Consider the following 18,171-nt stretch of genomic DNA (forward strand, 5'->3'; position numbering starts at 1 on the left):
AATAAGCATAACGCGCGCTGCGCCGCTGACATACACTGGGTTAATACACGCAAATTAACAGCTAAGTTTATGATTAAACGTTTAATATTACTTAAAGCCGCCCTGTTGCTAACTGCCTGCAGTACAGCATTGCCGCCTGATAAAACATCACAAAACATCAGCCAACCGGTAAATGTCAGTTACAGCAGCCTGGCCGCGCAAGCTCAGTCAGATAGCAGCATGCAAATCGCCTATGGCCACGAGCCATTGCAGTTTGGCCGCTTGTATTTACCGGCGCAGCATACTGATCAGAACGACATAAAAACCAAGCTGCCGTTGCTGGTGTTTGTGCACGGCGGCTGCTGGTTGAACGCTTACGATCTGAACCATGCCACCGCGTTTGCCCAAGCCATGACGGCACAAGGCATTGCTGTCTGGTCGGTTGAATATCGCCGGGTAGGCGATGAAGGCGGCGGCTGGCCAGGTAGTTTGCAGGATGTAAAGCAGGCGCTTAGCTTTGCCTTCAATGGCCTTGACGGTTATCCACTGGATAAAAACCGTGTTGCTATAGCTGGCCATTCGGCTGGTGGGCAGCTTGCGCTTTTAGCTGCTGCCAATAGTCAGCACGTGCCGTTCAAAGCCGTACTGGGTTTAGCGGCAATAACCGATTTAACCTTGTACAGCGCCGGTAGCAATGGCTGTCAGCGCGCTACCACTGGCTTTATTGGCGGCAGCACCACGCAGTTTCCCGGCCGCTACAAGCTGGCCAGCCCACAAGGCCAGCCGTTAACGGCGAACACATTGTTGCTACATGGCAGCAGCGATACTATAGTGCCGCTTAATCAGGCCACACAGAGTGGCATAGCCTACCAAATTGTTGAAGGTGCTGGCCATTTTGACTGGCTACACCCACAAACACAGGCATTTGCCACAGTGCTACAACAGTTACAGGAGCAGTTCGCCAAGTGACTCATGATGTTAAATTAACCTGTACCGCGCTGAAGCAGCGCGATCTTGACGATCCTCTCTTTGCCAAGAGGGCTGTTTTTCATTTGCCCGACAACACATTGTATCTGGACGGTAATTCGCTGGGCGCTATGCCAAAAATTGCTGCCGAGCGCGCGGCAGAGGTGGTTAGCCAGCAATGGGGCGAGCACTTAATTACCAGCTGGAACCGCCATCACTGGATAGATTTGCCTTTTAGCGTCGGCGATAAGATTGGCCGCTTAATAGGCGCCGCGCCGGGGCAAGTGGTATGCTGCGACTCGACATCAGTAAACCTGTTTAAGGTACTGTGTGCCGCGCTGTCACTGCAGCCAAAGCGGCACACCGTACTGTCTGTTAATGGCAATTTCCCTACCGATTTATACATGGTTGAAGGCCTGTCGCAATTAATGGGCGCACAGCACTGCCAACTTAAACTGGTTGAAGATACTGAGCTTGAAGCCGCCATTAATGAAGAGGTAGCGGTGCTAATGCTAACTCAGGTCGATTTTCGCAGTGGCCGGCTGTTTGATATGGCTAAGCTAACCCGGTTGGCACAGGATAAGGGCGCACTGGTGATCTGGGATCTGGCCCACAGTGCCGGCGCCTTGCCTGTAGCGGTTGATGCCTGCAATGTCGACTTTGCCGTAGGTTGTGGTTACAAATACTTTAACGGTGGCCCTGGTGCGCCGGCTTTTATTTACGCCGCCAGGCGCCATCATAGTGCCATTAGCCAGCCACTAACCGGTTGGATGGGCCATAAAACCCCGTTTAGCTTTAATACCCAGTATGAAAAAGCGCCCGGTATTGCACAATTTCTTACCGGCACGCCAGCGGTGCTGTCGATGAGCGTGCTGGATGCTGCACTTGAGGTGTTTGCCGATGTTGATATGCAACAGCTGCGGCAAAAATCGCTGGCACTGGGTGACTGTTTTCAGCAGCTAGTGAACCAGCATGAGTGTTTACAGGTGCTTGAGCGCATTACACCCTTTAATGATGACGAGCGTGGTAGCCAGCTGGCATATCGCCATCCGCAGGCGTATGCGCTGTGTCAGGCAATGATAAAGCAGGGCGTTATCGCCGATTTTCGGGCACCGGACATCCTCCGGCTGGGGTTTACACCGCTGTATTTACGCTATATCGACATCTGGACCTCGGTTGAAATTCTGGCCGATGTGGTGCGAAGCGGCGAGTATTTAAAAGCCGAGTATCAGGTAAAGCACAAGGTGACCTGATTGCTGAACGTACGGTGGTTATCCAGCTTAGCTGAGGTCACTGCAGCGCAGTGGGATGCGTTATTTGCCGGTGGCGGCTATCCGTTTTGCCAGCACCGCTTTTTACTGGCGCTGGAGCAGGGCGGCAGTGTTGATGGTAAAAGTGGTTGGCATAGCCAGCATCTGACACTGTGGCAAGGCGATACGCTGGTTGCCGCGGTGCCGGGTTATAGTAAACAGCACTCTTACGGCGAGTATCTGTTCGACTGGCAAATTGCTGATGCATATCGTCAGTTTTCACTACCATATTACCCCAAATGGATTGCTGCCATACCGTTTACGCCGGCCACCGGGCCAAGGCTTGGAGTATTGCCAGCGCTTGCTGCGGATACCGCTTCTTGTGATACGCTGTTGACGCTTATCTGCGATACGTTAAAACAGGCGCTTGCCAAGCAGCAGTTTTACAGTGTGCAATGGCTTTACGTTGGTCACGCGTTACATGAAAAGCTGCTACAGCAGGGCTTTTTAGCCCGCCATGATGTGCAGTTTTTATGGCACAACAAAGGCTACCTGTGTTTTGACGATTACTTAGCAAGCCTGAATGCCCGCAAGCGTAAGCAGATAAAGCAAGAGCGCAGCGCTGTGAGCGACATTAAACGGGTTACGCTTGCCGGCAGCGAACTTAGTGCGCAGCACTGGCAGGCCATAGTGCGCTGTTACCAAGCCACCTATTTAAAGCGCTCCGGCCATCATGGCTATATTAGTTCCGAGAGTTTCTATCAGTTAGGGCAAAGCATATCGCAGCAGCTGGTGGTATTTGCCGCGTTAGGTAGCGACGAAGAAATACAAGCGATGGCACTGTGTTTTAAAAGTCAGGACACGCTGTATGGCCGCTACTGGGGCGCTCTTGCCGATGCCGATAAACTGCACTTTGAGCTGTGTTACTATCAGGGCATAGAATACTGTATTCAGCACGGCCTGACATACTTTGACGCCGGTGCCCAGGGCGAGCACAAGCTAAAACGCGGCTTTGAGCCTGTAACGCGTTACGGTAATTATCTGTTTGCCGACACGCCGCTAAGCGGCGCCATTGCGAATTATTTCAAGCAGGAAAGCACGCATCTTGCGCAATACATAGCAGAGGCAATACAGGCTTTACCTTACAAGCAACAAGATTAAGGCTGCTTGCTAAGCCACAGCAAACGGTTATTCGCCGGCATGGCAATATCCTGCTGTAACGTAAAGCCCTGTTGCTGTGCCAGCGGTAATACCGCCTCAATATCGCGAATACCCATCTTCGGATCGCGGCTTTTTAAACTGGCATCAAAAGCCTGGTTACTGCTACTGGTAAACCTGCCGTTGTAATTAAATGGGCCATAAATACACAAGGTTGCCTCTGCCGAACAAAAGTCGTTTAAGCGTGCAAATAGCTGCTGCACCACCGGCCACGGCATAATATGCAGCGTATTAGCGGTAAACAGCGCATCAAATTTCTGCGCAGCAAGTGCATCTTCTGTGACATCCAACTGCAACGGCAAGGGCAGGTTAGGTAACGCCGCCCGGCGCAACCTTTCGGTTAAATCAGGCAAATACACCGCCTGATCTGATGCCTGCCAGTTAAGATGCGGCAAATTCTCAGCAAAATGCACCGCATGTTGCCCCGTGCCGCTGCCAATTTCCAACACGTTAGTGCAATCGGCAAACGCTTGCTGCAGCACTGCTAATATCGGGGCTTTGTTGTTTTCACAGGCCTGTGAAAAGGGTAGATCGTAATACATGCGTAATTACCTTAAATACCATGCAGTTTACTATGAGCAAACAGCTGCTGTGCCCAATGCTGATAACCCTCAGCTGATGGGTGAAAGCCATCCTCTGCCAGCATAGCGGTTGATACCTTATTCGGCGTGGCAACATAGCTGGCATTAGGCCAGCGCTTCAGTAAGTTATTCGCGCTGTGGTTTAATATTGTGGCGTTAAGGCCAAGCCAGTAATTAAGCGGAGCGGGCAGTGCACTAAACTGCTGCATCGGCGGTATGGCACTAAACAACACCCGCGGCTGACCGTTTTGCCGCTGTAACAGCTGTAAGCAGCTGGCAAGCTGGCGGCGAAAACGCCGGGCAGAGCAAAGCGATGTCACATCGTTAACGCCAACAGACATCACCACCAGATCAAAACACTGACCGTTAAGTTTCGCCAATCGAGCGGCCAAAGCGGCGCTATCCAGCCCGGTTTCTGCCTCCAACCGCCACTGCACCTGGTATTGCGTGGCCAATAAACGCACTAACTGGCCGCTAAGCGCATCGTCTTGCTGTGTTACCCCCACACCAGCAGCCGCCGAGTCGCCACAGATCAATAACCGCAGCGGCGCAAGCTTTGCATCGCATGACACGCCAGCGCGCAGCCCAGCAGCCTCCGGCAAGCGCAGCGCCAGTTTACGCACTCGCTTACCTTGCCACAGTAATAACGGCCAGCAGAGCAGGGTAATTAACCACCACTGTAGCGATAGCAAAACGTGTGACACCGATACTCCGATAATTTGTTGATATAGTGGCGTATCTTAACAAAGTCAGCTAGTTAATAAGTAAACAACTTACTTATCTGACAAGCGATGTGCGGCAGACTAACTCGGTAATTACATTAGCGCCACATCCCAAACTTATGCATATTCACAGCACGGCCATGCCACTGATATTGCCACAAGACAGCAAACTAATAACAGCCTGGCTGGATGAGCAAAACAGCAATACCGAGATGTTTGCCGATTTACTTCAACCGCATTTACCGCAAAACCTTATCGCACAGCAAATAGACAAGCCCAGCAGCTACAGGGCGGTAGCACCGGCATTTGAGATAGCGCAGGATTGAAGACCCAATATTACATTTAACATAATATACATTAAGGGATATATTGTATTGGCAGATAAATTAGCAATTAACCAGCTACCCGTTGCTTTTTAACCCATTCAACATGCTGTCTTATACTGGTATCTGTTTGTAGCTGCTCTATGGTATTGAACCGTTTGGCTAACGTCATCTCATCGTATAACGTGTGAATACCTTTGTGGCATAACTTGCACAGCATTACACCTTGTTGCAACGCCGTTTTGTCGTAGTGTTTTTTAAAGTATGGCCGCCGGTGCATTTTGCGCGGAATAAGATGATGAAACGTTAAAAAGCACTCGCGCTGGCATAACTGACATTGGGTAATTTTTTGCATTTCGTTTATCCGACTTACAGGAACTGTTTTGCTGTGTACTGCGTAAACCAACATTATGTTTTATGCCGTTTTTACCCATGACGATCAGCATTCGCGCTTTGATTTACGCTACAACCTGTGTTTGGTGCTTTGCAATGCTCGCAGCGCCTGAGCGCGCTATAACAGCCGGAGCTGTCTCTATGACTAATAAGGTACAACTGAATTTTCGCGACTATAACCACTTTGAACATATTGTGCTTATTCACGATACGGTTATGGGTGGCCGCTCCAGTGGTACTGTAATTCGTCACAATGATGACGCTGTGCTGTTCACCGGCAATTTATCGCTGGAAAATAACGGCGGCTTTGCTTCAGCGGAGTTTAAATTACTTAACCCAATAACAGCGCTAAACGGCACCCAACTTATACTGCATGCCAAGCCGGATAACCGTACTTACCAGCTACGGCTAAAAACCGCTTTAATACCGCAAGGCGTGGCTTATGTAGCTGAGTTTTCTGCAGGCAACGGCCAGCAGACTTTTGTGTTTACCCCGGATGACTTCTCAGGACGCTATCGCGGTAACCCAGTGCTTAATCTGCCGCCACTGCACTTTAGTGACATCAGCCACGTCAGTATTATGCTGGCTGATAAAACGCCGGGCCCATTTCAGATAGCCTTGTACTCACTGAGTTTTAACCTATTACCACCAGACTAATCGGCTACTGGTTTAATACCTACCTGGGTAGCTTCACCATCATCGTTCACCTGCCTAACGGTTAACAGCAGTTGATCCAACTGTACCTGGTCGCCAATAACCACGCGGCGGTGGAAACGCTGTGCGATATAACCGGCCAGGGTTTGCTGGCTGTCTTGATCAGCAAGATTAATGGTATAGAAAGCATCTAAGTCACGCAGGCTGATATTGCCATTTAGCACGAAGTCACCGAAGAAGTTACTGTTACTCAGTACAGATTTTTCTGCATCTTTGGCCAGTACTTCACTGATTTTCTGCACGTGTTTTAACTTTGCCAGCACCATGATGGTGTCTTTCACCGTAAATACCGGTTTTTTCTCCGGCAACAGCCATTCACCATCGCGGATTAGGCCTAAAAACTGGATCGGCTGTTTAAACTGTAAGTCAGACCAACTAAGCGCTAACATTGGTGAGCTGTCAGTCACATTAAACGCCAGCACCTCCATTACATCATTACTGGGTACGGCATCCAGCGGCATGGCCTGATCCGGCGCGACCTCTTTTGGCACCTCCAATTTTAGCCAGCGCGCTACCGGTACGATGCTCCAGCCCTGCAGCACCAGAGATACGATTACCACCACAAAAGCCACATCGAAATATAAATGCTCGTCTGGCATGCCAGCCAACCACGGAAACAGCGCCAGTATAATCGGCACTGCCCCACGTAGCCCTACCCAACTGATAAACAGCTGGTCGCGGGCCGGAAAGCGAAAAGGTATTAAGCTAACCAGCACGGCAATAGGACGGGCAATAAAAATAAGTACGCCTGCCAGCAGTAATGCCGGCACCAGGTGATCAAGTAAATTAGTGGGTACCACCAATAGACCCAACATCAGAAACATACTGATTTGGCTTATCCAGGCTAAGCCGTCATGCATGCGTAAGATATGGATAATTTGTGGCAAGCGCGCATTGCCCACAAGATAACCCATTAAATAAACAGCCAGAAAGCCACTGCCACCAAAGGTGTTAGTCACGGCATAAATAAAGATACAACTGGCCACGGCTAATAATGGAAAAAACGCAAAGCTAAGCGGTAGCTTGCGGCACAAGAGCACAAAAATACGCCCTGCGGCATAACCCATTACGCCGCCAACGACAGCTTGTTGTAAAAAGCTTTGGGCGACGCCCCAGCCTAACGGCTCACCCTGTGCCAATACGCCAACCAGCGTCAGCGTTAGCATGACCGCCATCGGGTCATTACTGCCCGACTCTATTTCCAGCGTTGATGCTACCCGCTCTTTTATCCGCAAGCCCTGTGATTGAAAGATTGAAAACACGGCTGCGGCATCAGTAGAACTTAAAATAGCACCAAGCAGCAAGCCCTGCAGCAGGGTTAAATCGAGTAAATAGGCAGCGGCAACACCGACGATGCCACAGGTTAGCACCACGCCAACGGTAGCCAGCATTGAAGCCGGCGCCAATGCTACACGAAAGCGCTGCGGATGAGTGCGCATACCGCCGTCGAACAAAATAATGACTAACGCGATAGAGCCGATTAAAAACGCTACCTGAGGGTTATCGAACTGGATACCAACCAGGCCTTCTTCGCCAGCCAGCATACCGATGATCAGAAACACCAATAGCATGGGCGCGCCTAAACGCGCCGAGATAAGGGTTGCTATGATGCTAATTACAAAAAGAAAACCGCCAATTAATATCGCGAGGTTTATGCCATCCACCCTAACCTCCTGATTAATTAAGCGTTTGAGATCTCCCGAACGATCGCGTGTAGCGCATCCAACGGCTGAGCCGCCTTAGTGATTGGCCGGCCTATTACCATATAATCCACCCCGGCCGTGACCGCCTGGGCTGGCGTCATTACCCGTTTTTGGTCGTCCTGGCTGCTGCTGGCCGGGCGTATGCCGGGCGTCACCAGCATAAAGTCCTTTCCACATTGCTGTTTTAACAGTGTAGCTTCCTGCGCTGAACATACCACACCGTCCAAACCGGCCTGCTGCGTCAGCGCCGCAAGCTTCAGTACCTGTTGTGCCGGTGTTAGTGTAATGCCCAGTTCCGTTAAATCGGCCTGCTCCATACTGGTTAGCACCGTAACGGCAATAAGATGTGGTTTATCAGCACCATAAGATACCAAAGATTCCCGCGCAGCGCTCATCATTTTACTGCCGCCACTGGCATGCACATTCACCATCCATACGCCTAAATCAGCGGCTGCTTTAACGGCTTTAGCCACTGTGTTGGGAATATCATGAAATTTAAGATCCAAAAAAACGTCAAAATTGCGCTGTTGCAGCTGCTGCACAAACTGCGGGCCAAAATGGGTAAACATTTCCTTGCCTACTTTTAACCGGCACAGCGCCGGGTCAAGTTGGCTCACTAAGTTAAGCGCTTGATTTTGTTGTTCAAAATCTAGTGCAACGACAACAGGGGTCTGACACGACATAGGGTTTCCTTCGACTAACGACCGTCAATACCAGCAATAGGCTCCACAGTTTCCCATTGCTGACAGGACGGACACAACCAATAATGATTGCGGGTATTAAAGCCGCAATTGCGGCAGCTATATAATGACTTCTTTGCCAGATAAGCATTGACCAGCTCTTCAACCGATGACAGCGCCTCAGCCGCAGGCGCTGATTGTTGCTGGCGTACTTTTAGGAGCTGCTGAAACACCCGGATACTGGGCTGAGCAGCTAATTTATCCAGTAAAAACTGCTCGGCAGCCTCTGCTGAACCATGCTCTGTCAGCCACTGCCCTAACAGCACTACTGCACTGGTATTGTGTTGTTTATTAGCCAACCGGCTTAACAGTTGATACCACTCTTCGTCACTCAGTTTGCAGTTGGCCAACAGCGGCAGCAGATCTGCGCTCCATTGTGGCTTGTGCTCAATAATGTATAACAACGCCGATTTGGCCAGTGCTATATCCTGCTGCGCCAATGCCTGCTTTGCTAACTCAAACTTAGGCCGGATGGCGCCCGGGTAATGCTCGGCTAATGTCAGTAATAACTGTTGCCGGCCTTCTTCATTCTGCTGGCTGGCTTCTACCTGCATATTGGCCATGGCAATACGTAGCGAGCGTGAATCAGTGGCATCTACCGCTGCCTCATAGGTCGCTGCCTTATGCCACTCATGGGTAGCGATAAAAATACTGAATAACTGCTTTAACGCCATTTCGGCCAGTTTCGGTGATTTTACCAGGCTAACAAGCAGTTTTTCTGCCCGGTCATACAAACCGGCGCAAAAGTAATCTTTTGCCAGTTCAAACTGTATTTGCTGTGCCTGAGGTTTGGGTAGTTTTAGCTGATGTAACTTTTCATGAATACGGATAGCTTTATCCCAATCACCTTTGCGACGGAATAAATTAGCCAGTGCCAGGTAGGTTTCAATGGTCGCCGCTTCGATATCCAACAGTTCTAACAACTGCTCTATCGCTTTATCTTCTTGATCGGTTAGTAAAAAGTTTAAGCCTGAAGATAAGTTACGGGTAATATTGGCGCGGCCTTTTAGTTCTTTATGTTTCAGGCTGTTACGCCCCATAAACCAGCCATAGGCTGCTGCGACCGGCAATAATAAAAACAGCAGCTCCAGCATAATCTAACGCTGATCCGATGTTTTACGCAGCCAACCTTTAGCTTTGCGTTGCAACGAGTACAGCATGGCAATGAGCAGGCCCAGTAATACGCCCAATAACAGAAAAATCAGTGCAATATCCACTACCCGTAACTGCACACTGATAATAAGAAGATGTAAATCAGCTAATTGCTGATTAATAGAACCAAACAGCACCCCCACTACCATCAGGGCTACCAGTACGGCGATAAAAAGTAGTCTGCGCAAGGGAAACTCCGTTTACGCCTGCAAACTCAATAGCTTGAGATCAGGTGTTGTCTTTTACCCGGTCACGTAATTCTTTACCTGGCTTGAAATGCGGTACATATTTACCGTCCAGTTCAACTTTGTCACCGGTTTTTGGATTGCGGCCGACACGAGGCGCACGATAATGCAGTGAAAAACTGCCAAAGCCACGAATTTCAATGCGCTCGTTGCTTGAAAGTGATTGTGCCATCTGCTCGAGGATTTCTTTAACTGAAGCTTCAACATCCTTGACCTGAATATGGGGGAAATCAGTAGCTAATTTTTCAATTAATTCAGACTTGGTCATAGACCCTCCGGCAAACCTGCTGTTGGATAAAGCAGGAGGCATAAGCCCCCTGCTTTGTTAGCAATTAATCCTGCTTCTGAGCAGCTTTAAATGCTTCGGCCATAGCGTTACCACCAAAATCAGCTTCTTGTTGCTTGCTGTTGATAGTGTCCATAGCTTCTTTTTCTTCAGCTTCGAATTTCGCTTTGATTGACAGGCTGATTACGCGGTTTTTGCGATCAACGCCCATTAAACGAGCTTCAACTTCTTCGCCTACTTTCAGTACTGTAGTCGCATCTTCGATACGCTCACGCGCGATGTCAGATACACGGATGTAGCCTTCTACACCACCTTCTAACATAACAGTAGCGCCTTTAGCGTCAACGGCAGTTACTTCACCTTTAACGATAGCACCTTTTTTGTTGTCAGCAAGGTAGCCGTTGAATGGATCTTCATCCAGCTGCTTGATACCTAAAGAAATACGCTCGCGCTCTGGGTCAACTTGCAGTACAACAGCGTGTACTTCGTCGCCTTTCTTGAACTCACGTACCGCTTCTTCGCCAGTGGCGTTCCAGCTGATGTCTGATAAGTGAACCAGACCATCGATGCCGCCGTCCAGGCCGATGAAGATACCGAAGTCAGTGATTGACTTGATCTTACCGCTTACGCGATCACCCTTGTTGAAGCCCTTCGCGAACTCTTCCCATGGGTTAGCTTTACACTGTTTCAGACCTAAAGAAATACGACGACGTTCTTCGTCGATTTCCAGCACCATAACTTCCACAGAATCACCCAGGTTAACAACCTTAGATGGGTGGATGTTTTTGTTAGTCCAGTCCATTTCTGACACGTGTACTAAACCTTCAACGCCTTCTTCGATTTCTACGAAGCAGCCGTAGTCAGTCAGGTTAGTTACGCGACCAGTGATTTTCGCACCTTCTGGGTAACGTGAAGCGATAGCTGCCCACGGATCTTCACCCATTTGCTTCAGGCCTAAAGATACGCGCTGCTTCTCGCGGTCGAATTTCAGTACTTTAACTGGAATTTCGTCGCCAACATTAACGATTTCGCTTGGGTGCTTAACGCGCTTCCACGCCATATCAGTGATATGCAGTAAGCCGTCTACGCCACCTAAGTCAACGAATGCACCGTAGTCAGTCAGGTTCTTAACGATACCTTTAACTTCCATGCCTTCTTCCAGCGTTTCTAACAGCTGGTCACGCTCATGGCTGCTTTCTGATTCAATAACCGCACGACGTGATACCACCACGTTGTTACGCTTCTGATCCAGCTTGATAACTTTGAACTCAAGTTCTTTGTTTTCCAGGTGCAGAGTGTCACGCACCGGACGTACGTCTACTAATGAACCAGGCAGGAATGCACGAATACCGTCAACTTCAACCGTGAAGCCACCTTTAACTTTACCAGTGATAACACCGATAACCGTTTCTTTGTCTTCACAAGCTTTTTCCAGGCGCACCCAGGCTTCGTGACGTTTGGCTTTTTCGCGTGATAACAGCGTTTCGCCGAAACCGTCTTCGATAGCGTCTAAAGCTACGTCGATGATATCGCCTACGCTAACTTCGATTTCGCCGTTCAGAGATTTGAACTGCTCAACCGGAATAGCGGCTTCTGACTTAAGACCGGCGTCAACCATAACGACGTCTTTCAGAACGGCTACAACAGTACCTTTAACAATGGCACCCGGACGGGTTTCGATGGCTTTGAGGCTTTCCTCAAATAATTGTGCAAAATTTTCAGTCATATTCACTTTTTCAGTTAAGTGCTCCACGCTGCATCATGCGTTGTGGGGTTGCTACATTTACCTGATTAAATCCATTTATCAGGCTGTCCAAAGCGCGGTTTTGGCCTGGTTCACACCACTGCCGGCAACTTCATGCCAACGTAGTTCAGTACCTCTTCCAACACTTGTTCAATGGTTTTACTGGTCGAATCCAGGATATACGCATCAGCAGCCGGTTTTAGTGGTGCTGTGGCGCGGTTCATATCGCGCTCGTCTCTGGCCCGAATTTCGCCCAAAAGGTCGCCGATGTTAACATCAAAGCCCTTTTCTTTCAACTCTAAATAGCGCCGTCTGGCGCGCTCTTCCGCGGTGGCGGTTAAAAAGATTTTAACGTCGGCCTGGGGGAACACCACAGTACCCATGTCTCTGCCATCAGCGACCAAACCTGGCTGCTCAGCAAAAGCACGCTGACGGCGTAGCAAGGCTTCACGTACCCGCGGTAGCGACGCAATTTTTGAGGCGACATCAGCCACTTCCTGGGTGCGAATAGTATGGGTGACATTTTCGCCTTCCAGCGTAATACGTACATTGCCCTGCTCGTCACTGCCAAACTGCACATCCAGATGCGCAGCTAACGGCTGCAGTGCTTCTTCGTCATCACAAGCAATCTGATGATGCATCGCAGCCAGGGCGAGCACGCGGTAAATAGCGCCACTGTCGAGTAATTGCCAGCCCAAACGTTGGGCAACTAAGCGGCAAATGGTGCCTTTACCTGCACCACCCGGGCCATCTATGGTAATTACTGCTGCAGAATGTGGCATCCTACCCCCTTGTCAAACTGCTGGTTAATCGGATTAAAAAACGGCGCTATTATACAGCTTTTCGCGACAAAATCTGTGTTTAATTCAGTTAAAACGCAGGAAAAGCGCACAGCCGGACGGCTGTGCATCTACATGAAAATGCCGCTAGAGGGCTAAACGGGAAAAGGTATCAAAGTAGCCCGGGAAGGTTTTGGCGGTGCAATCCGGATCTTCAATCGTCACTGCAGTGTCACTCAGCGCGACCAGTGAAAAACACATGGCCATGCGATGATCATTATAGGTCGCGATACAGGCATGCTTAAGCTGAGCCGGCGGCACGATTTTCAAATAATCATCGCCTTCTTCCACCTCAGCGCCCACCTTTCTAAGCTCAGTCGCCATCGCCGCTAAACGGTCGGTTTCTTTCACCCGCCAATTGTACACATTGCGGATAACCGTTGGCCCTTTAGCAAACAAAGCGGTGGTGGCAATAGTCATGGCCGCATCAGGTATGGCGTTATAGTCGCGATCTATACCGTTTAACTGGTTTCGCGTAACCGCTATGTAATCATCACCCCACTCAACATCGGCGCCCATGGCTTCTAAAGCATCAGCAAAATGAATGTCACCCTGCACCGCATGCTTGCCAATGCCGGTCACTTTAATGCTGCCGCCTTTAATGGCCGCAGCAGCCAGAAAGTAGGACGCTGATGAGGCATCACCTTCTACCAGCCAATGGCCAGGCGATTTATACCGCTGATTGCCGGCTATGCTGAATTTTTTGTAGTCATGATGCGTTACGTTGACACCAAAGCGCTGCATCAGCGCCAGGGTAATATCAATATATGGCTTGGAGACCAGCTCGCCGATAATGTCGATTTCGCTATCGCCATCCAGCAGCGGCGCCACCATTAACACAGCCGTTAAAAACTGACTGGAGATGCTGCCGTCTATTTGCATTTTACCGCTGCATAGCGCTTTGCCGTGAATGCGCAGCGGCGGAAAGCCGTCGTTATCCAGATAGCTGATATCAGCATTTAGCTGACGCAGCGCATCGACCAAATGGCCAATTGGCCGCTCGTACATACGCGGTTCGCCGGTGAGCGTAACATCTACCTTAGAGGCCGCCAGCGCTGCAGTAAGCGGGCGCATGGCGGTGCCGGCGTTTCCAAGGAACATAGTTATAGCGTGCGGATGATTAAATAAGCCGCCCAAGCCGTGTACTTCACACTTGGTACGACAGGCAGATAACTTATAGCTGACGCCTAACGCCGTTAAGGCGTTAAGCATATGTTTAACATCGTCGCTATCGAGTAAATTGGTGATAAATGTGGTGCCCTCCGCCAGTGCCGCCAGCAGCAGCACCCGGTTCGAGATACTTTTCGAGCCTGGCAGGTGTACCTCGCCGGCCACTTTAGCAATCGGATTAAGGGTTAGTGTTTTCATCCGTGCACCCGCTCAAATTCCTGCATAAAGCTCACCAGTGTTTGCACGCCTTCCAGCGGCATAGCGTTGTAAATACTGGCCCGCATACCGCCTACCATACGGTGGCCTTTTAACGCCAATAAGCCATGCTGCTCGGCCTGCGCCACAAAAGTGTCGTTTAGCCGCTCATCGGCAAGGAAAAACGGCACATTCATCCAGGAGCGGTAAGCCTTGTCGACGTCGTTACTGTAAAAATCACTTTTATCAATATAATCATAAAGTAAGTTTGCTTTAGCTTGGTTACGCGTAGCCATTTCGGTTACGCCGCCCTGCCGCTTTAGCCATTTAAACACCAAACCGGCCAGATACCAGGCAAAGGTAGGCGGTGTATTAAACATGCTGTCGTTTTCAGCTGCCAGGCGATAATCCAGTACGGAGGGAATGGCCGCATCTTTTGCCGGTAGTAAATCTTCGCGCACTATCGCCAAGGTTAAACCCGACGGGCCGATATTTTTCTGTGCGCCGGCATAAATCACGCCATAACGGCTGACATCAATTGGCCGCGATAAAATGGTAGAGGATAAATCGGCCACAATCGGGCTGTCTGTTTGTGGTAAGCCCGTAAACTCAACGCCGTCTACCGTTTCATTCGGGCAGCAATGCACATAGGCAGCCCCCGGTGTTAACTGCCAGTGCTCTGGCGCAGTAATGCTGCGAATACCACCGGCGCTTTTGCTGCGAATATCCTGAGTGTTAATCACACCGTATTTTTGTGCTTCTTCTACCGCCGACTGTGACCAGGCACCCGACACGATATAGTCTGCGCTTTGGCCTAGCTTTAATAAATTAAGCGGCACGGCAGAAAACTGTCCGCGGCCGCCGCCGTGCATAAACAGCACTCTATAATTGGCGGGAATACTGAGTAAATCACGCAGGTCCTGCTCGGCCTCAGCGGCTAATTTGATAAAAGGCTTACTGCGATGGCTAATTTCCATCACTGAGCAGCCTAATTGTTGCCAGTTAATAAATTCTTGCTGTGCCTGCTGCATTACGTCAACCGGTAGCATGGCCGGGCCGGCACAAAAATTAAACGTTGTCATTGTTGCTGCGTGCTCCTGAATTAGCGTCTTTATTCTACTGGCCTGGTTGTTCATTCATGTCGGCTTTGGCCGATCTTATTGGGTAAATTACCAACAGCTAAAAAGCAAAACGAGCGCAGATGCGCCCGTTTTGTCTGGGTGTTACTCTTCTTCATCCTGCGCTAACTGGGTGTCCGTCAGCACAGTGCTGGCAGCCTTCTCTGCCTCGGCAGCAGCCAGCTCGTCAGCATCCTGAATTTCGTCAATTTTTTCCACACCCACCACTTTTTCGTTCTCGGCGGTGCGAATTAAAATTACGCCCTGGGTATTACGACCTACTTCAGACACTTCGTTTACGCGGGTACGAACCAGGGTGCCCTTGTTTGAAATCATCATGATTTCATCAAGTTCATTCACCTGTACCGCACCCACCACCAGGCCGTTACGCTCTGACACTTTAATCGACACTACACCCTGCGTTGCGCGGCTCTTCGCCGGGTACTCCTGCAGTGCGGTACGTTTGCCGTAGCCGTTCTCAGTAACAGTGAGGATTGGACCATTGCCATCTGGAATAATTAACGACACCACTGAGCCACCTTCACGCAGTTTAATGCCGCGCACGCCAGTGGCGGTACGGCCCATGCTGCGCACCTGATCTTCAGCGAAACGCACTACTTTACCATCATCTGAGAACAGCATAATTTCGCTGTTACCGTCGGTAATGCCTACGCCGATCAGGCGATCACCATCGTTCAGGTTAACCGCAATAATGCCGTTTGAACGCGGCCGTGAGTATTCGGTCAGTGCTGTTTTCTTCACTGTGCCATTGGCGGTAGCCATAAACACATATTTGTTCTCTTCGTACTCGCGTACCGGCAGAATGGCGTTAATACGCTCGCCTTCTTCCAGCGGCAGTAAGTTAACAATAGGCTTGCCACGTGCAGTGCGGCTGGCCAGCGGTAATTGATACACCTTCATCCAGTACAGACGGCCACGGTTAGAGAAACACAAAATCGTATCGTGGGTGCTGGCAACTAATAACTTATCAACGAAGTCTTCATCTTTAACGGTAGTGGCGGCTTTACCCTTACCACCGCGGCGCTGTGCTTCATAATCAGACAATGGCTGATACTTGGCATAGCCTAAGTGTGATAAGGTCACCACGACATCTTCTTCGGTGATCAAATCTTCCATATTGATATCCAGCATATTGTCCTGAATATCAGTGCGGCGTGCATCGCCATATTGGGTTTTGATTGCTTCCAGCTCTTCGCAGATCACTTCCATTAAGCGCTCTGGGCTCGCCAGAATGTGCAGCAATTCAGCAATAAGCTCTAATAGTTGCTTGTATTCATCAAGAATTTTTTCATGCTCAAGGCCGGTCAGCTTGTGTAAACGCAGATCCAAAATGGCCTGAGCCTGTTGCTCGGTTAAGAAATACTTGCCGTCGCGAATGCCAAAATGCGCTTCTAACCACTCTGGCCGCGCGGCATCTTGTCCGGCGCGCTCCAGCATGGCGCTAACATCACCTAACTGCCAGCCGCGGTCAATTAAGCGCAGCTTGGCTTCCGCCGGGCTGGGCGAGGTTTTAATCAGCTCGATAATTTCATCGATATTGGCCAGGGCTATCGCCAGGCCTTCTAAGATATGGGCGCGGTCGCGTGCTTTGCGTAAATCGTAAACTGTACGGCGGGTGACCACTTCGCGGCGGTGCAGCACAAAGCACTGCAGCATCTCTTTTAGGCTTAACAGCTTCGGCTGGCCCTGATCCAGCGCCACCATGTTGATACCAAACACCGTTTGCATTTGGGTGTTGGCATACAATTGGTTCAGCATAACGTCTGAAGATTCGCCGCGCTTTAACTCGATGACAATACGCATACCGTCTTTGTCAGACTCGTCACGCAGTGCTGAAATGCCTTCAATACGCTTTTCTTTTACCAGCTCGGCGATTTTCTCAATTAAGCGGGCTTTGTTTACCTGATACGGAATTTCGTTGACGATAATAGCTTCACGGCCGGTTTTCTCGTCAGTTTCAATTTCAGTTTTTGCGCGGATGTACACCTTGCCACGGCCGGTGCGGTAGGCTTCTTCAATGCCTTTACGGCCATTGATAATAGCGGCTGTGGGGAAATCTGGCCCTGGGATGTACTGCATCAGCTCATGCAGCTCAATATCCGGATTAGCAATTAAGGCTAAACAGCCATCAATCACTTCGGTTAAGTTGTGTGGCGGAATATTGGTGGCCATACCTACGGCAATACCACTGGAGCCGTTAATCAACAGGTTCGGCACCTTAGTTGGCATAACCGCTGGAATTTGTTCAGTGCCATCGTAGTTAGGCACATAGTCGACGGTTTCTTTATCTAAATCGGCCAGTAATTCATGCGCAATACGTGCCATCCGCACTTCGGTGTAACGCATCGCTGCCGCGGAGTCGCCATCGATAGAGCCAAAGTTGCCCTGACCGTCTACCAGCATGTAGCGTAAAGAGAAAGGCTGCGCCATGCGAACAATAGTGTCATACACCGCACTATCGCCATGCGGGTGATATTTACCGATAACGTCACCGACCACACGGGCCGATTTTTTATAGGCTTTGTTCCAGTCATTGCCCAGTTCCTTCATCGCAAACAACACGCGACGGTGTACCGGCTTTAAACCATCCCTTACGTCCGGTAAGGCGCGGCCAACAATAACGCTCATAGCGTAATCGAGGTACGAATTCTTTAATTCGTCTTCGATATTTATCGGAACTATTTCTCTGGCCAGATCTGTCATAAAACGCTAATTTCCCTTAAATCAGATAGATAACTCGCTTTTGTCGATGTTATAAAGCGCGAGACAACGCGGGATTCTAACACAGAAAATCCCGCTTGCCATGCCCCAA

General features: G+C 49.9%; 18 protein-coding genes. 5 read left to right on the forward strand and 13 right to left on the reverse strand.

What is annotated here, in order from left to right:
- Positions 1-69 precede the first annotated feature (69 nt).
- Genes ABGI61_RS12830 through ABGI61_RS12840 form a run of 3 tightly spaced genes read left to right on the forward strand, consistent with a single transcriptional unit; the run spans position 70 to position 3,356 of the window.
- A complete protein-coding gene (locus ABGI61_RS12830; protein WP_347601691.1) occupies positions 70-948 on the forward strand; it encodes an alpha/beta fold hydrolase in 879 nt (292 codons plus the stop codon).
- Positions 945-2,198 carry a kynureninase gene (kynU, locus tag ABGI61_RS12835; protein WP_347601692.1) on the forward strand — a complete coding sequence of 418 codons (1,254 nt, stop codon included), beginning with the start codon at positions 945-947 and terminating at the stop codon, positions 2,196-2,198. The genes ABGI61_RS12830 and kynU overlap by 4 nt, the downstream gene beginning before the upstream one ends.
- Positions 2,199-3,356: a GNAT family N-acetyltransferase gene (locus ABGI61_RS12840; protein ID WP_347601694.1), complete on the forward strand. Its 1,158-nt coding sequence runs from the start codon at positions 2,199-2,201 to the stop codon at positions 3,354-3,356.
- Here the strand turns inward: ABGI61_RS12840 and ABGI61_RS12845 are convergent.
- Positions 3,353-3,955 (reverse strand): DUF938 domain-containing protein, encoded by a 603-nt coding sequence (locus ABGI61_RS12845; RefSeq protein WP_347601696.1) that lies wholly within the window; start codon positions 3,953-3,955, stop codon positions 3,353-3,355. The genes ABGI61_RS12840 and ABGI61_RS12845 overlap by 4 nt on opposite strands.
- Positions 3,956-3,966: 11 nt before the next feature.
- Complete coding sequence (locus ABGI61_RS12850; RefSeq protein ID WP_347601698.1) at positions 3,967-4,698, reverse strand: SGNH/GDSL hydrolase family protein; 732 nt, start codon at positions 4,696-4,698, stop codon at positions 3,967-3,969.
- Positions 4,699-4,787: 89 nt separating this feature from the next.
- Here ABGI61_RS12850 and ABGI61_RS12855 point away from each other — a divergent pair, with 89 nt between their 5' ends.
- Positions 4,788-5,042 (forward strand): SOS response-associated peptidase family protein, encoded by a 255-nt coding sequence (locus tag ABGI61_RS12855; RefSeq protein WP_347601700.1) that lies wholly within the window; start codon positions 4,788-4,790, stop codon positions 5,040-5,042.
- A 67-nt stretch (positions 5,043-5,109) separates the two neighbouring features.
- On the opposite strand, the gene ABGI61_RS12860 is transcribed toward ABGI61_RS12855, so the two are convergent.
- On the reverse strand, positions 5,110-5,394 hold the full coding sequence (locus ABGI61_RS12860) for a hypothetical protein (protein ID WP_347601702.1): 285 nt from the start codon (positions 5,392-5,394) through the stop codon (positions 5,110-5,112).
- Between the two features lie 179 nt (positions 5,395-5,573).
- On the opposite strand from ABGI61_RS12860, the gene ABGI61_RS12865 reads away from it, so the two are divergent.
- Positions 5,574-6,089, forward strand: a complete 516-nt coding sequence (locus ABGI61_RS12865; protein ID WP_347601703.1) for a CIA30 family protein — start codon at positions 5,574-5,576, stop codon at positions 6,087-6,089.
- Here the strand turns inward: ABGI61_RS12865 and ABGI61_RS12870 are convergent.
- The 10 genes from ABGI61_RS12870 to gyrA form a co-directional block, all read right to left on the reverse strand.
- On the reverse strand, positions 6,086-7,810 hold the full coding sequence (locus tag ABGI61_RS12870) for a potassium/proton antiporter (RefSeq protein WP_347601705.1): 1,725 nt from the start codon (positions 7,808-7,810) through the stop codon (positions 6,086-6,088). The two genes, ABGI61_RS12865 and ABGI61_RS12870, sit on opposite strands and share 4 nt — an antisense overlap.
- Positions 7,811-7,827: 17 nt before the next feature.
- Positions 7,828-8,532, reverse strand: coding sequence for an orotidine-5'-phosphate decarboxylase (pyrF, locus tag ABGI61_RS12875; RefSeq protein WP_347601706.1), 705 nt, complete (start codon positions 8,530-8,532; stop codon positions 7,828-7,830).
- 14 nt (positions 8,533-8,546) lie between these two features.
- Complete coding sequence (locus ABGI61_RS12880; RefSeq protein ID WP_347601708.1) at positions 8,547-9,683, reverse strand: N-acetylglucosaminyl transferase; 1,137 nt, start codon at positions 9,681-9,683, stop codon at positions 8,547-8,549.
- A gap of 3 nt (positions 9,684-9,686) precedes the next feature.
- A complete protein-coding gene (locus ABGI61_RS12885) occupies positions 9,687-9,929 on the reverse strand; it encodes a lipopolysaccharide assembly protein LapA domain-containing protein (protein WP_347601710.1) in 243 nt (80 codons plus the stop codon).
- A gap of 40 nt (positions 9,930-9,969) precedes the next feature.
- Positions 9,970-10,254: an integration host factor subunit beta gene (gene ihfB / locus ABGI61_RS12890; RefSeq protein ID WP_008221586.1), complete on the reverse strand. Its 285-nt coding sequence runs from the start codon at positions 10,252-10,254 to the stop codon at positions 9,970-9,972.
- A gap of 64 nt (positions 10,255-10,318) precedes the next feature.
- On the reverse strand, positions 10,319-11,998 hold the full coding sequence (gene rpsA / locus ABGI61_RS12895; protein WP_148275714.1) for a 30S ribosomal protein S1: 1,680 nt from the start codon (positions 11,996-11,998) through the stop codon (positions 10,319-10,321).
- A 110-nt stretch (positions 11,999-12,108) separates the two neighbouring features.
- Entirely contained in the window at positions 12,109-12,798 is a 690-nt protein-coding gene (cmk, locus tag ABGI61_RS12900) for a (d)CMP kinase (RefSeq protein WP_347601712.1), read from the reverse strand.
- Between the two features lie 144 nt (positions 12,799-12,942).
- A complete protein-coding gene (gene aroA / locus ABGI61_RS12905; RefSeq protein WP_347601714.1) occupies positions 12,943-14,223 on the reverse strand; it encodes a 3-phosphoshikimate 1-carboxyvinyltransferase in 1,281 nt (426 codons plus the stop codon).
- Positions 14,220-15,302 carry a 3-phosphoserine/phosphohydroxythreonine transaminase gene (gene serC, locus ABGI61_RS12910; protein WP_347601716.1) on the reverse strand — a complete coding sequence of 361 codons (1,083 nt, stop codon included), beginning with the start codon at positions 15,300-15,302 and terminating at the stop codon, positions 14,220-14,222. Before serC ends, aroA begins: the two co-directional genes overlap by 4 nt.
- A 141-nt stretch (positions 15,303-15,443) precedes the next feature.
- Positions 15,444-18,062, reverse strand: coding sequence for a DNA gyrase subunit A (gyrA, locus tag ABGI61_RS12915; RefSeq protein ID WP_347601718.1), 2,619 nt, complete (start codon positions 18,060-18,062; stop codon positions 15,444-15,446).
- Positions 18,063-18,171: the final 109 nt, after the last annotated feature.

This window comes from Rheinheimera fenheensis (genome assembly GCF_039871805.1).
In the GTDB taxonomy this organism is placed as follows: Bacteria; Pseudomonadota; Gammaproteobacteria; order Enterobacterales; family Alteromonadaceae; genus Alishewanella; species Alishewanella fenheensis.

Coding starts and splice junctions, on each gene's coding strand:
- ABGI61_RS12830 (WP_347601691.1), top strand. CDS start 70: ATGATTAAACGTTTAATATTACTTAAAGCCGCCCTGTTGCTAACTGCC.
- ABGI61_RS12845 (WP_347601696.1), bottom strand. CDS start 3,955: ATGTATTACGATCTACCCTTTTCACAGGCCTGTGAAAACAACAAAGCC.
- ABGI61_RS12860 (WP_347601702.1), bottom strand. CDS start 5,394: ATGCAAAAAATTACCCAATGTCAGTTATGCCAGCGCGAGTGCTTTTTA.
- ABGI61_RS12865 (WP_347601703.1), top strand. CDS start 5,574: ATGACTAATAAGGTACAACTGAATTTTCGCGACTATAACCACTTTGAA.
- pyrF (WP_347601706.1), bottom strand. CDS start 8,532: ATGTCGTGTCAGACCCCTGTTGTCGTTGCACTAGATTTTGAACAACAA.
- ABGI61_RS12880 (WP_347601708.1), bottom strand. CDS start 9,683: ATGCTGGAGCTGCTGTTTTTATTATTGCCGGTCGCAGCAGCCTATGGC.
- ihfB (WP_008221586.1), bottom strand. CDS start 10,254: ATGACCAAGTCTGAATTAATTGAAAAATTAGCTACTGATTTCCCCCAT.
- rpsA (WP_148275714.1), bottom strand. CDS start 11,998: ATGACTGAAAATTTTGCACAATTATTTGAGGAAAGCCTCAAAGCCATC.
- cmk (WP_347601712.1), bottom strand. CDS start 12,798: ATGCCACATTCTGCAGCAGTAATTACCATAGATGGCCCGGGTGGTGCA.
- aroA (WP_347601714.1), bottom strand. CDS start 14,223: ATGAAAACACTAACCCTTAATCCGATTGCTAAAGTGGCCGGCGAGGTA.
- serC (WP_347601716.1), bottom strand. CDS start 15,302: ATGACAACGTTTAATTTTTGTGCCGGCCCGGCCATGCTACCGGTTGAC.
- gyrA (WP_347601718.1), bottom strand. CDS start 18,062: ATGACAGATCTGGCCAGAGAAATAGTTCCGATAAATATCGAAGACGAA.